12 protein-coding genes and 1 pseudogene are annotated in these 12,653 nt (G+C 72.3%); 10 read left to right on the top strand and 3 right to left on the bottom strand.

Annotation, left to right across the window (positions count from 1 at the left end):
* Positions 1-46: 46 nt before the first annotated feature.
* A complete protein-coding gene (gene thiD, locus JK364_RS13055; RefSeq protein WP_201850906.1) occupies positions 47-886 on the top strand; it encodes a bifunctional hydroxymethylpyrimidine kinase/phosphomethylpyrimidine kinase in 840 nt (279 codons plus the stop codon).
* Between the two features lie 303 nt (positions 887-1,189).
* Here thiD and rpmB read toward each other — a convergent pair.
* Positions 1,190-1,300, bottom strand: a pseudogene (gene rpmB, locus JK364_RS58475) (50S ribosomal protein L28); the annotation flags it as partial.
* Between the two features lie 216 nt (positions 1,301-1,516).
* Between rpmB and JK364_RS13045 the strand changes: the two are divergent.
* From JK364_RS13045 to mutM, 9 genes are all read left to right on the top strand, one after another.
* Positions 1,517-3,316 (top strand): DAK2 domain-containing protein, encoded by a 1,800-nt coding sequence (locus JK364_RS13045; protein WP_230991915.1) that lies wholly within the window; start codon positions 1,517-1,519, stop codon positions 3,314-3,316.
* Between the two features lie 152 nt (positions 3,317-3,468).
* Complete coding sequence (recG, locus tag JK364_RS13040; RefSeq protein WP_230991914.1) at positions 3,469-5,616, top strand: ATP-dependent DNA helicase RecG; 2,148 nt, start codon at positions 3,469-3,471, stop codon at positions 5,614-5,616.
* A 127-nt stretch (positions 5,617-5,743) separates the two neighbouring features.
* Positions 5,744-6,331, top strand: coding sequence for a 16S rRNA (guanine(966)-N(2))-methyltransferase RsmD (rsmD, locus tag JK364_RS13035; RefSeq protein WP_191069095.1), 588 nt, complete (start codon positions 5,744-5,746; stop codon positions 6,329-6,331).
* The gene (gene coaD, locus JK364_RS13030; protein WP_198277455.1) at positions 6,328-6,837 is read left to right on the top strand and encodes a pantetheine-phosphate adenylyltransferase; all 510 of its coding nucleotides are present in this window, start codon (positions 6,328-6,330) and stop codon (positions 6,835-6,837) included. The genes rsmD and coaD overlap by 4 nt, the downstream gene beginning before the upstream one ends.
* A 107-nt stretch (positions 6,838-6,944) precedes the next feature.
* Entirely contained in the window at positions 6,945-8,036 is a 1,092-nt protein-coding gene (locus tag JK364_RS13025) for a F0F1 ATP synthase subunit B family protein (protein ID WP_201850900.1), read from the top strand.
* Between the two features lie 266 nt (positions 8,037-8,302).
* Positions 8,303-8,893: a YceD family protein gene (locus tag JK364_RS13020; RefSeq protein WP_201850898.1), complete on the top strand. Its 591-nt coding sequence runs from the start codon at positions 8,303-8,305 to the stop codon at positions 8,891-8,893.
* A gap of 2 nt (positions 8,894-8,895) precedes the next feature.
* Complete coding sequence (gene rpmF / locus JK364_RS13015) at positions 8,896-9,069, top strand: 50S ribosomal protein L32 (RefSeq protein ID WP_037948573.1); 174 nt, start codon at positions 8,896-8,898, stop codon at positions 9,067-9,069.
* Positions 9,070-9,088: 19 nt separating this feature from the next.
* On the top strand, positions 9,089-9,925 hold the full coding sequence (gene rnc / locus JK364_RS13010) for a ribonuclease III (RefSeq protein WP_201850897.1): 837 nt from the start codon (positions 9,089-9,091) through the stop codon (positions 9,923-9,925).
* A 126-nt stretch (positions 9,926-10,051) separates the two neighbouring features.
* Positions 10,052-10,987 carry a bifunctional DNA-formamidopyrimidine glycosylase/DNA-(apurinic or apyrimidinic site) lyase gene (gene mutM / locus JK364_RS13005; protein WP_201850895.1) on the top strand — a complete coding sequence of 312 codons (936 nt, stop codon included), beginning with the start codon at positions 10,052-10,054 and terminating at the stop codon, positions 10,985-10,987.
* On the opposite strand, the gene JK364_RS13000 is transcribed toward mutM, so the two are convergent.
* Positions 10,900-11,376 (bottom strand): winged helix-turn-helix transcriptional regulator, encoded by a 477-nt coding sequence (locus JK364_RS13000; protein ID WP_201850893.1) that lies wholly within the window; start codon positions 11,374-11,376, stop codon positions 10,900-10,902. The genes mutM and JK364_RS13000 overlap by 88 nt on opposite strands.
* Positions 11,377-11,538: 162 nt before the next feature.
* Positions 11,539-12,486: a CAP domain-containing protein gene (locus tag JK364_RS12995; protein ID WP_201850891.1), complete on the bottom strand. Its 948-nt coding sequence runs from the start codon at positions 12,484-12,486 to the stop codon at positions 11,539-11,541.
* Positions 12,487-12,653: the final 167 nt, after the last annotated feature.

Genomic DNA, 12,653 nt, shown 5'->3' with positions numbered 1-12,653 from the left:
TGGGGGACGTCCGGGGGTGCCGGGGGCGCCGAGTAGATTCGGTGCCATGGCTCTACCTCCCCGCGTCCCCCGTCCCGCCCATGACGGCTCGGCGCCCGTGCGCGTCCTCACCGTCGCCGGATCGGACTCCGGCGGCGGTGCGGGCATCCAGGCCGACCTGAAGACCATGCTGGCCCTGGGCGCCCACGGCATGAGCGTGATCACAGCGGTGACGGCGCAGAACTCCCTGGGCGTCCAGGGCGCCTGGGAACTGCCCGCCGAGGCCGTACGGGCCCAGTTCCGCAGCGTGGCCGACGACATCGGCGTCCAGGCGGTCAAGACCGGCATGCTGGCGACCGCCGAACTGGTCGAGACCGTCGCCGCGCTGCTCGCGGACCTCACCGCGCCGGTGGTCGTCGATCCGGTCGGCGTCTCCAAGCACGGTGACCCGCTGCTGGCCGCCGAGGCGCTCGACGCCGTCCGCACGAAGCTGCTGCCGACCGCGACCGTCGCCACGCCCAACCTGGACGAGGTGGCCCAGCTCACCGGCGTCCGCGTGGAGTCGGAGGACGACCAGCGGCGGGCGGCCGGGGCGGTGCTCGGCCACGGCCCGCGGTGGGCGCTGATCAAGGGTGGCCATCTGCCCGGCGGCGACGCGGTGGATCTGCTCACCGACGGCACCGAGGAGCACTGGCTGCGGGCGCCGCGCCACGACAACCGCCATACGCACGGCACGGGGTGCACCCTGGCCGCGGCCATCGCCACGTATCTGGCGGGCGGATACGAGGTCCCCGAGGCCGTCACGGCGGCCAAGGACTACGTCACGGGCGCCATCGCGGCGGGCTTCCCCCTGGGCACGGGCATCGGCCCGGTCGACCACGGGTGGCTGCGGGAGGGGACTGGCTGAGGGGTGCTTGGTTCTTCCGGCGAGTGAGCCGAAGGGGCGCGTCGCTGTCGTAAGGGAGTCGCGCGCAGGGAGCGAGGAACGAGCGACCGAGCACGTCGACCGTCGACAGCGACTTTTGCGCCCCGGAGGCGAACCGAGCCCCAAAACAAGGGGCCGGTCCACACCAATGGTGGACCGGCCTGGGCGTACCGGTTCCCGCTTGCGCGGGGAGGCCATGCGACTAGACGACTAGCGCGAAACCTTGCCGGCCTTGATGCACGAGGTGCAGACGTTGAGCCGCTTCGGGGTACGACCGACCACAGCGCGCACCGTCTGGATGTTGGGGTTCCAACGACGGCGGGTGCGGCGGTGCGAGTGCGAGATGTTGTTGCCGAAGCCCGGCCCCTTGCCGCAGACGTCGCAGTTGGCAGCCACGGGTTACTCCAAAGACGGGTCGCCCTCGCTTCCCGCGAGGAGACAGGACACTGAACGGATGCCCCGGACGTTGCCTGGATCGTGGAGGATCGGCGGCGCCTGGGGGGAATGGCCCGATTCGCATCGGGCAACCGGAGCAGCATACAACGGCCACTCCCGTACAACGAAACTATCATGGCTGCCCCGGCACCCGCCGAGGGCGGCGGCTACCCTGCGATGACGCGATGCCCACCCCGCCCCAGCAGCCTCCGAGGAGGACCTTTCGTGCCGCACACGCTCGATGCCGATGCGGTACGGACCTGGTGCGGGCTCGCCCTCGACGCGCTGGGCCGGGCCCGTGCGGACATCGACGCGATCAACGTCTATCCGGTCGCGGACGGGGACACCGGCACCAATCTGTATCTGACCGTCGAGTCCGCCGCCCGGGCCGTCGACGCCGCCTTCGACGGCCACGCGACCTCGGCCGCGGTGTCCCGCCCCACCCTCGCCGATGTGGTGCGCGCCATGGCCCATGGCGCGCTGATCGGCGCGCGGGGCAACTCCGGCACGATCCTGGCGCAGCTGCTGCGCGGTATGGCGGACGTCCTGGCCGACGGCACGCCGGACGGGAACCCGGGCGCGGGCGAGGCGGACGGGCTGCGGCGGGCGCTGCGGCGCGCGGTCGACCTCGCCTACCTGGCCGTCGCGCACCCCGTCGAAGGCACCGTCCTTACGGTCGCCGTGGCCGCCGCGGAGAGCGCGGAGGGCGCCACGGGCGGCGTCGCCACGGTGGCCCGCGCCGCGTACGAGGGCGCCCGTGCGGCGCTCCAGGCCACCCCCGGCCAGCTCGACGTCCTCGCCCGTGCGGGGGTGGTCGACGCGGGCGGCTACGGCCTGGTGACGGTCCTGGGCGGGCTCGCCCAGGCCCTGTCGGGCGAGGCCCCCGCGGCGCTCGCACCGGCCCGCCCCGGCCATGACGCCCTCGCAGCCGCCGGGACGGGCGGGCAGGACCTGGCGGGCTGCTCCACCGACGGGGCCCCGGACGGCGGGCCCGCCTTCGAGGTGATCTATCTCCTGGAGGCCGACGACTCGGCCGTGACCGCCCTGAGGGAGCGGCTGGACGCCCTCGGTGACTCCCTGGTGGTCGTCGGCGGTGACGGCCTGTGGAATGTCCACGTCCATGTGGACGACGCGGGGGCGGCCGTGGAGGCGGGCATCCAGGCCGGGCGCCCGTACCGCATCCGGATCAGCCACTTCGACGGCGCCGCCGTCGGTAAGGCGGGCTCGGACGGTCCGGACCGGCCGGGCCAGGCCATCGTCCTGCCGGATCAGTCCGGCGCCCAGGGCCCCACGGGCGGCCCGCGCACCGAGCGCGCGCCCCGTGCCGTGGTCGCCGTCGTCCCCGGTGACGGGCTGGCCGCGCTGTGCGCCGAGGCGGGCGCGACCGCGGTCGCCACCCGCCCCGGGGAGCCGCCCGCCAGTGGTGAGCTGGTGGACGCGGTCCGCCGGGCCCACGCCCGGGAGGTCGTGCTGCTGCCGAACGACACCGAGCTGCACCACATGGCGGCCGCGGCCGCGGCCCAGGCCCGCGCCGAGGGCGTACGGGCCGCGGTGATCCCCACCCGCTCCGCCGTCCAGGGCATCGCCGCGCTCGCCGTCCATGAACCCGGCCGCAGTTTCGACGAGGACGTGGTCGCCATGACCTCGGCCGCGGGCGCCACCCGGTACGCGGAACTGGCCGTCGCCGAGCGCCAGTCCTGGACCATGGCCGGGGTGTGCCAGGCCGGGGACGTCCTGGGCATGATCGACGGCGATGTGGCGGTGATCGGCTCGGAGCTGGCCGCGACCGCCGAGACGGTGCTGGACCGGATGCTGGCGTCGGGCGGTGAGATGGTCACGCTGGTACTCGGCGCGGACCTTCCGGACGAGGTCGCCGAGCGGCTGGAGCGGCATGTGCGGGAGGGGCACTTCGCCGTCGACACGGTCGTCTACCGCGGCGGTCAGCCCACCGCGCCGCTGATCATAGGCATCGAATGAGCCCGGCCGCGCGGAGCGGCCCCCGCTGAACCACCCCGGTGGAATCACCCCGCTCGTCATCCCCGATTGTCACCCCCGTGGTGTGCAATGGACGGGTGCCCGTGCTGGATGAACCCCTGAAGAAGGTCCTGGGCGGCAACACCGCGAAGGTGATGGCCGACCATCTCGACCTGCACACCGTCGGCGACCTGCTGCACCACTACCCGCGGCGGTACGCGGAGCGCGGTGAGCTGACCCGGCTGTCCGACCTGCCCCTGGAGGAGCATGTGACCGTGGTGGCGCAGGTCGCCGACGCCCGGGTGCACACGTTCAACGGCGGCCGGGGCCGGCGGCTGGAGGTCACCATCACCGACGGCAGCGGCCGTCTCCAGCTGGTCTTCTTCGGCAAGGGCGTCCACAAGCCGCGTACGGAGCTCCAGCCCGGCACCCGCGCGATGTTCGCCGGGAAGGTCTCGGTCTTCAACCGCAAGCGGCAGCTGGCCCACCCCGAGTTCAAGGCGCTGGGCGCGGGGAGCGGCACGGAGGCCGTGGAGGCGTTCGCCAATCAGCTGCTGCCGCTGTACCCGGCGTGCAAGCAGATGGAGTCCTGGCAGATCCAGCAGGCCGTCGACACCGTGCTCGGCCCGGCCGGCCATGAGGAGTCCGCGCTGGCCGGGCTGATCGACCCGCTGCCCGAGAGCCTGCGCGAGGGCCGTGGGCTGGCCACGCTCCCCGAGGCGCTGCGCAAGATCCACCGGCCGGGCACCAAGGCCGATATCGCCACCGCCCGGGACCGGCTGAAGTGGGACGAGGCATTCGTCCTTCAGGTGGCGCTCGCCCGGCGGCGGCGGGCCGACGCCCAGCTGCCCGCGGCGCCCCGCAAGCCCGCCCCGGACGGGCTGCTGACCGCCTTCGACGCCCGGCTGCCGTTCACCCTCACCGAGGGCCAGCGCCAGGTCAGCGAGGAGATCTTCGCCGACCTCGCCACCGACCACCCCATGCACCGGCTGCTCCAGGGCGAGGTCGGCTCGGGCAAGACCATGGTCGCGCTGCGCGCGATGCTCGGCGTCGTGGACGCCGGGGGACAGGCGGCGATGCTCGCGCCCACCGAGGTGCTCGCCCAGCAGCACCACCGCTCCATCACCGAGATGATGGGCGAGCTGGCCGAGGGAGGTCTGCTCGGCGGGGCCGAGCGGGGCACCAAGGTGGTGCTGCTCACCGGCTCCATGGGCGCCGCGGCCCGCCGTCAGGCGCTGCTGGACCTGGTCACCGGCGAGGCCGGGATCGTGATCGGCACCCATGCCCTGATCGAGGACAAGGTCCAGTTCCACGATCTGGGGCTGGTGGTCGTGGACGAGCAGCACCGCTTCGGGGTCGAGCAGCGCGACGCCCTGCGCTCCAAGGGCAAGCAGCCCCCGCATCTGCTGGTGATGACGGCCACCCCGATCCCGCGCACCGTGGCCATGACCGTCTTCGGCGACCTGGAGACCTCCGTCCTGGACCAGCTGCCCTCGGGCCGTTCCCCGATCGCCTCCCATGTGGTGCCCGCGAAGGACAAGCCCCACTTCCTGGCCCGCGCCTGGGAGCGGGTGCGCGAGGAGGTGGCCGCCGGCCACCAGGGCTATGTGGTGTGCCCGCGGATCGGGGACGAGGAGGACGAGTCCAAGGCGGCGAAGGAGAAGAGCCCCGAGGACGAGGCCGAGAAGCGCCCGCCGCTGGCCGTCGTCGACATCGCCGAGCAGCTCGTGAAGGGCCCGCTGAGTGATCTGCGGGTGGAGGTGCTGCACGGGCGGATGCAGCCCGAGGCCAAGGACGAGGTGATGCGCCGCTTCGCCGCGGGCGAGGTGGACGTCCTGGTCGCCACGACCGTCATCGAGGTCGGTGTGAACGTCCCCAACGCCACCGCCATGGTGATCATGGACGCCGACCGGTTCGGCGTCTCCCAGCTGCACCAGCTGCGCGGCCGTGTCGGCCGGGGCTCGGCCGCCGGGCTGTGTCTGCTGGTGACCGACATGCCCGAGGGCAGCCCCGCCCGGTCGCGGCTGGGCGCGGTCGCGGCCACGCTCGACGGCTTCGAGCTGTCCCGGATCGACCTCGAGCAGCGCCGGGAGGGCGATGTGCTCGGCCAGGCCCAGTCCGGGGTCCGCTCCTCGCTGCGGGTGCTCGCCGTCATCGACGACGAGGAGGTCATCGCGGCGGCCCGGGAGGAGGCGGCCGCGATCGTCGCCGCCGACCCGGAGCTGGCCGGATACCCGCAGTTGCGCACCGCGCTGGACGCCCTGCTGGACAAGGAGCGCGCGGAGTTCCTCGACAAGGGCTGAGCCCCGCGAAAGGAGCGCACCCGGCCACCGCCGGTCCCCGTACGCCATATCGTGGAGGTGCGGCGGCCCCGCCCGGACGGGCACCCGGCGCCGCTGCCCCGACCACCGCGAAGGACGGCCCCCACCCATGACCCGCGTGATCGCCGGAGCGGCCGGCGGCCGCCGCCTGGCCGTGCCGCCGGGAAACGGCACCCGACCCACCTCGGACCGGGCGCGCGAGGGCCTGTTCTCCACCTGGGAGTCGCTGCTCGGCTCGCTGGACGGGGCCCGCGTCCTGGACCTGTACGGCGGCTCGGGCGCGGTCGGCCTGGAGGCGCTGTCCCGCGGCGCCGCCCACACGCTGCTGGTCGAGTCCGACCCGCGGGCGGCCCGCACGATCCGCCAGAACGTCCGCACCCTCGGTCTGCCCGGCGCGGAGCTGCGCACCGGCAAGGCCGAACAGACCATCACCGGACAGGCCCCCGACACCGGCCCGTACGACGTCGTTTTCCTGGATCCGCCCTACGCGGTCACCGACGGCCAACTCCGGGAGATACTCCTCACACTCCTGGGGAAGGGCTGGCTCGCGCCCGGTGCGCTGGCCACCGTTGAGCGGAGCACACGAGGTGGGGAGTTCGTGTGGCCTGCCGGATTCGAGGGGCTCAGGGCCCGTCGCTACGGCGAGGGCACGCTTTGGTACGGTCGCGCCGCCTCGACGTGCGAGAACGCGTCATGACCGGACCCGAGAGCGAGGAACTCCCGTTGCGCCGCGCAGTCTGTCCGGGGTCGTTCGACCCCGTCACCAATGGACACCTCGACATCATCGCCCGTGCCTCCAAGCTCTATGACGTCGTGCACGTCGCCGTGATGATCAACAAGTCGAAGCAGGGCCTGTTCACGGTGGACGAGCGGATCGATCTCCTCCGCCAGACCACGGAGGAGTACGGAAACGTCAAGGTGGAGGCGTTCCACGGCCTCCTGGTGGACTTCTGCAAGCAGCGGGACATCCCCGCGATCGTCAAGGGTCTGCGGGCCGTCAGCGACTTCGACTACGAGTTGCAGATGGCCCAGATGAACAACGGCCTCTCCGGAGTGGAGACGCTGTTCGTGCCCACCAACCCCACCTACAGCTTCCTCTCCTCCAGCCTGGTCAAGGAGGTCGCGGCCTGGGGCGGCGACGTGTCCCACCTGGTGCCCCCGTTGGTCCTGGAGGCGCTCGCCGAGCGGCTCGGCCGGAAGTAGCGGCTGACGGGGCGTCAGCGGCTGTCCGGGAGGCGCCCGCTGGCCGTACAGTCGTGCCGTTCGTGTCCCGTACCCATCCGCATCCAGACAGTCTGCGAGCACCCACAGTGGACGTGCAGAAGAAGCTCGACGAGATCGTCGGTACCGTCGGCGGCGCCCGGTCCATGCCCATGTCGGCCTCGTGCGTGATCAACCGCGCCGAGCTGCTCGCCATGCTCGAAGAGGTGCGCGCGGCACTCCCGGACTCCCTGGCCCACGCCCAGGAGCTGATCGGCGGCCGGGACCAGATGGTGGCGGAGGCCCGCGAGGAGGCCGGGCGGATCATCGAGTCCGCGCATGCCCAGGGCGCCTCGCTGATCTCGGACACGGAGATGGTGCGGAAGTCCCAGGAGGAGGCCGACCGGATCCTCACCGAGGCCCGCCGGGAGGCCGAGGAGATCCGCGTCGAGGCCGACGACTACGTGGACAGCAAGCTGGCCAACTTCGAGGTCGTGCTCACCAAGACCATCGGCTCGGTCGACCGCGGCCGGGAGAAGCTGCTCGGCCGCGCCCCCGGCGCCGAGGACGGCCTCGGGCAGCCCGACGAGGGTCCGGAGCGCAGCGCCGACCCTGCCACCCTGCGGCACCGCGCGGACGAGTACGTGGACACCAAGCTGGGGGCCGTCTCGGCGGTCCTCGCCAAGACCCTGGAGGCGGTCGGCCGGGGCCGCCAGAAGCTGCTGGGGGCCCGGCCCGCCGATGAGCTCGGCGCCCATATGGCGGCCCAGGACGAGGCCGGCATGGCTCTGCGGACCACCGACGACGACTATCTGGCGGACCTGGCCCAGTCCCAGGCGGACCTCGTCCAGCCCGTCGCCTTGCCCGACCAGGCGGCCGCCGACGCCGCGTACTACGCCGCCACCGCGAGCTATCAGCAGCAGGACGCGTACGGCTACCAGCAGGCGTACGTACAGCAGGACCCGTACGCCGCGCAGGGCGGCTATCAGCAGGACGCCTATGGCTGGCAGCAGCAGGCCCAGGCCCAGGGCTACGATCCGAACGCGGCCTATGTGCCCCAGCAGCCCCAGCAGCAGCCTCAGCAGCTGCCCCAGCACCATCAGCATCAGCAGCAGCCGGGTGCCGCGCTCGACGAGACCAGCCTGTTCGACACGAGCATGATCGACCTCGATCAGCTCCGCCAGTACGAGCAGGGACGCTGAGCGCTCTGCGGGAAGTGCCGCGATGCGTCGTCGGCCGACTGCGGCGCCGTCGTGGCTGGTCGCGCAGTTCCCCGCGCCCCTTCGGGCGCGAGAGTCCCTTCCCCACCGGGCGGATTGGGTCTACGGCGGCCCGTCCAGTATCCTGGCTCTTCGGTCGCGCGTACGTCCGCGATCTCGGCTGCCCGTTTCGTAGTGGATCGGGTGGCCCGCCGCAGCGTAGAAAGCAGGAAGCCCTGAACGCCCGCCTCGACCACCGTGCCCCTCTCGTGTTCGACACGCGCGAGCTGGGCCGTCGTCCTGGTGCGCTCAAAAGGGTCTCCCGCTCCGTGGTGGCGCCCAAGGGCCTCGGTATCGAGGTCATCGGGGTGCGGGAGGGCACGACGATCGAGCTGGACCTCCGCCTGGAGTCGGTCATGGAAGGGGTGCTTGTCACAGGCACCGCCCGTGCGCCGCTCACGGGGGAGTGCGTAAGGTGTCTGGAGTCGCTGGAGCGAGAGCTCGAAGTGGACTTCCAGGAGATGTACTCCTACCCCGACGCCGACGACCGGAGCCGCGAAGCGGATACCGGCGACGACGCCGAGGAGGAGGACATGCTCTTCCTCGAGGCCGACCTGTTCGACCTCGAGCCCGTGCTGCGTGACGCGGTGGTGCTCGCACTGCCGCTGCAGCCGGTGTGCCGGGACGACTGCCCGGGTCTGTGCGCCGATTGCGGCGCCCGGCTCGCGGACGACCCCGGCCACCACCACGAGTCCGCCGACATCCGTTGGGCGGCACTGCAGGGACTCGCCGAGACCATGAGGGACGGCGAGAAGGAAAACGCACCCCGCGAGCGCGGGGATGACTCACAGGAGAAGTAGCCGTGGCTGTTCCGAAGCGGAAGATGTCGCGCAGCAACACGCGCCACCGCCGGTCGCAGTGGAAGGCTGCGGTCCCCAACCTGGTGGCGTGCGAGCGCTGCCACGAGCCGAAGCAGCAGCACATCGCGTGCCCGAGCTGCGGCACCTACAACCGCCGCCAGGTCCTCGAGGTCTGATCGGCGGGTGACAGGCTCTATGTCAGACGCCACCACGCCCCCGCGCAAGCGCGGTGAAGCGGCCCAGGCGGACACGGCCTCGTCTCACACGATCCTGGAAGGGCGGCTCGGGTACCAGCTCGAGTCCGCCCTTCTGGTGCGTGCGCTGACCCATCGCTCCTTCGCGTACGAGAACGGCGGGCTGCCCACCAACGAGCGGCTGGAATTCCTCGGGGATTCGGTGCTCGGCCTGGTGGTCACCGACACGCTGTACCGCATCCACCCCGACCTGCCCGAGGGCCAGCTGGCCAAGCTGCGGGCCGCGGTGGTGAACTCGCGCGCGCTCGCGGAAGTGGGTCGCGGCCTCGACCTCGGTGCTTTCATCCGGCTCGGCCGGGGTGAAGAGGGCACCGGTGGCAGGGACAAGGCTTCCATCCTCGCCGACACTCTTGAAGCGGTGATCGGCGCGGTCTATCTCGACCGGGGGCTCGACGCCGCCGCGGAGCTGGTCCACCGGCTCTTCGACCCGCTGATCGAGAAGTCCTCGAACCTCGGCGCCGGCCTGGACTGGAAGACCAGCCTCCAGGAGCTGACCGCCACCGAGGGCCTCGGAGTTCCGGAGTACCTGGTCTCCGAGACCGGTCCCGACCACGAGAAGACCTTCACGGCTGCTGCCCGCGTCGGTGGTGTCGCGTACGGCACCGGCACCGGCCGCAGCAAGAAGGAAGCCGAGCAGCAGGCGGCCGAGGCCGCCTGGCGCGCCATCCGCGCGGCTGCCGACGAGGCCCAGGCGAAGGCCAAGGCGGCCGACGCCGGAACCGCGGGCACGGCGGCGGACGGCGGAGCCGCCGCCGACACGGCCTCCCCGGCACGCTGATCGGCCTTCCCCGACCCGCACCGTCCATCACGTCCGTAACGCCCCTCACCGCCCCCGCGGCGGACGGCCCGCCCGGGCCGTTCCGCCCGGGGGCGGTGAGGGCTCGAAGGCTTGAGGAGGCCCCCGTTGCCCGAGCTGCCCGAGGTCGAGGTGGTCCGCCGCGGACTGGAGCGCTGGGTCAGCGGCCGTACGGTCGCCGAGGTCCAGGTGCTGCACCCCCGCGCGGTCCGCCGCCACCTCGGCGGCGCGGAGGACTTCGCGGCCCGCCTCAGGGGCCGCCGCGCCGGGACCGTCCGCCGCCGCGGCAAGTATCTGTGGCTGCCGTTCGACGACGACGCGGCCGCCGAGTCCGTCCTGGCCCATCTCGGGATGAGCGGGCAGCTGCTGGTCCAGCCGGCCGAGGCTCCCGACGAGAAGCATCTGCGCATCCGGGTCCGCTTCGCCGACGACGCGGGCACCGAGCTGCGCTTCGTCGACCAGCGCACCTTCGGCGGGCTCTCGCTGCACGACACCGTCCCCGGCGACCTGGAGGGGCTGCCGGACGTCATCGCGCACATCGCCCGCGACCCGCTGGACCCCGCCTTCGACGAGGCCGCCTTCCACACCGCGCTGCGCCGCCGCCGCACCACGATCAAGCGCGCGCTGCTGGACCAGTCGCTGATCAGCGGTGTCGGCAACATCTATGCCGACGAGGCGCTGTGGCGCGCCCGGCTGCACTACGACCGGCCCACGGCCACCCTCACCCGGCCGCGCGCCGCCGAACTCCTCGACCATGTGCGCGAGGTGATGACCGCCGCGCTGGCCGTCGGCGGCACCAGCTTCGACAGCCTCTATGTGAACGTGAACGGCGAGTCGGGGTATTTCGAGCGCTCCCTGGACGCCTACGGCCGGGAGGACGAGCCCTGCCGCCGCTGCGGCACCGCGATGCGCCGCCGCCCGTGGATGAACCGCTCCAGCTACTTCTGCCCGCGCTGTCAGCGCCCGCCGCGCCCGGCCACCACGGGCCGTCCGGCGTCCCGCGCGGCCGCCGCCTCGCCGCTCCCGACGCGCGTGGTGTCGTAGCGCTCCTGGGCCGTGAGCACCTCGGGCATCCGGTCCTCGACCAGATGGATCAGGGCCAGCAGCCGCTCGGCGACCGCGCTGCCCAGCGGGGTCAGCCGGTAGTCCACCCGGGGCGGGTTGGTCGGCTGCGCCTCTCGGTGCACCAGACCGTCGCGCTCCAGCGCGTGCAGCGTCTGGGACAGCATCTTCTCGCTGACGCCGTCGACCCGCCGCCGCAGCTCGTTGAAGCGGAAGGTGCTGTCGTGGAGCGCGCCCAGGATGAGGCCGCCCCATTTGCCGGTGACATGCTCCAGCGTGCCGCGTGAGGGGCAGGCGCGGGCGAACACGTCGAAGGCCAGGTTCTCCGCGTCCACCGTGGTGGACGCCCCGCCAGTGCGTTCACTGTCCATACCCACACCATACGCGCACTCAGCGCTGACTCCAGGGTCGCGCTTTCGGCTGGTGAGTGTGCTGCTCGTAGGGGCATGTGAAAGCCCGGGGCGCTTTCGTACGCCCCGGGCTTTCACACATGGCCGGATGCGGAGCCCCGTACGGGGCTTCCGCTCAGCGGCTCAGTAGCCGAAGTCCTGGGTCCACCAGGGGCCGCCGTCGCCGAAGTGCGCACCGACGCCCAGTCGCTTGAACGAGCAGTTGAGGATGTTGGCGCGGTGACCGGAGCTGTTCATCCAGGAGTCCATCACGGACTGTGCGTCCGACTGGCCGCGGGCGATGTTCTCCCCGCCCAGGTCCAGGATGCCCGCGCCCTCGGCGCGCTCCCAGGGGCTGTCGCCGTCCGGGTTGATGTGGTCGAAGAACTGGCGCAGGGACATGTCCTCGCTGAAGTCCTCGGCCAGCTGGGCGAGTTTGGAGTCGGCCGTCACGGGGTCGCAGCCGACCTTCTTGCGCTCTTTGTTGACGAGGGTGAGGACTTCGGCCTCCGAGGCGGTCTCGGGGCCGGCCGACTCCGCCGGGGGTTCGGGCGCGGTCGGCTCCGTCGAAGGCTTCTGTGACGGCTTGCCGTGCCCGCCGCCGTTCGCGCCGCCCTTGCCGTTGCTGTTGTCGCTTCCCTTGCCCTTGCCGTTTCCGCCGGGCCGGTCGTTCCCGGCGGGCTGGGAGGGCGCCGGCTGCTCCGGCGGGGTGGTGGAGGGCGTCTGAGAGGGCGTGGAGGGGGTCTTGGAGGGAGTTGTGGAGGGTGCGTGAGGCCGGTCGTCACCACGGCTGGGCGGCACCGTGCTGCGATCGGTGGGGGCCGCGGACTGCGAGCCCTGTGTCTCCAGGCCGGTGTCCGAGGGACCACCGCCCGCCTGGACCTGTCCGGCGGAGTCATTGCCCCCGCCCAGTTCGTAGCCGTTCGGACCGAGTCCGGAGGCCATCGCCACGGCGCCGACCGCGACAGCGGCGGACACGCCCAACAGTCCGGTCCGGACCGGAGCGAGGGGGCTCCGGTGCGGTCCCCGGTGGCGGCCTGCGGCGGCCACCTGCGCCGGGGTACCGGGGGCAGATCGTCGATGGCGGCCCATCTCCTGCCTTCCTTGTGTGCTCGGCGTCAAAAGTCGCTCGAAATGTGTCACTCGTGTGCGCGAGCCATGTATCACTCGTGTGGGTGAGTCCTGTTGAGCCGGGACTGTACGCCATTCGGGCCCCAACGCGCCTGCCCACTGGGCAATTCGATGGTTTAGCGGCTGCT

The organism is Streptomyces endocoffeicus (genome assembly GCF_016741935.1).
Taxonomy (GTDB): Bacteria; Actinomycetota; Actinomycetes; order Streptomycetales; family Streptomycetaceae; genus Streptomyces; species Streptomyces endocoffeicus.
Note: the sequence above shows the minus strand (reverse complement) of the source record. Positions and strands in the feature narration are given on the sequence as shown.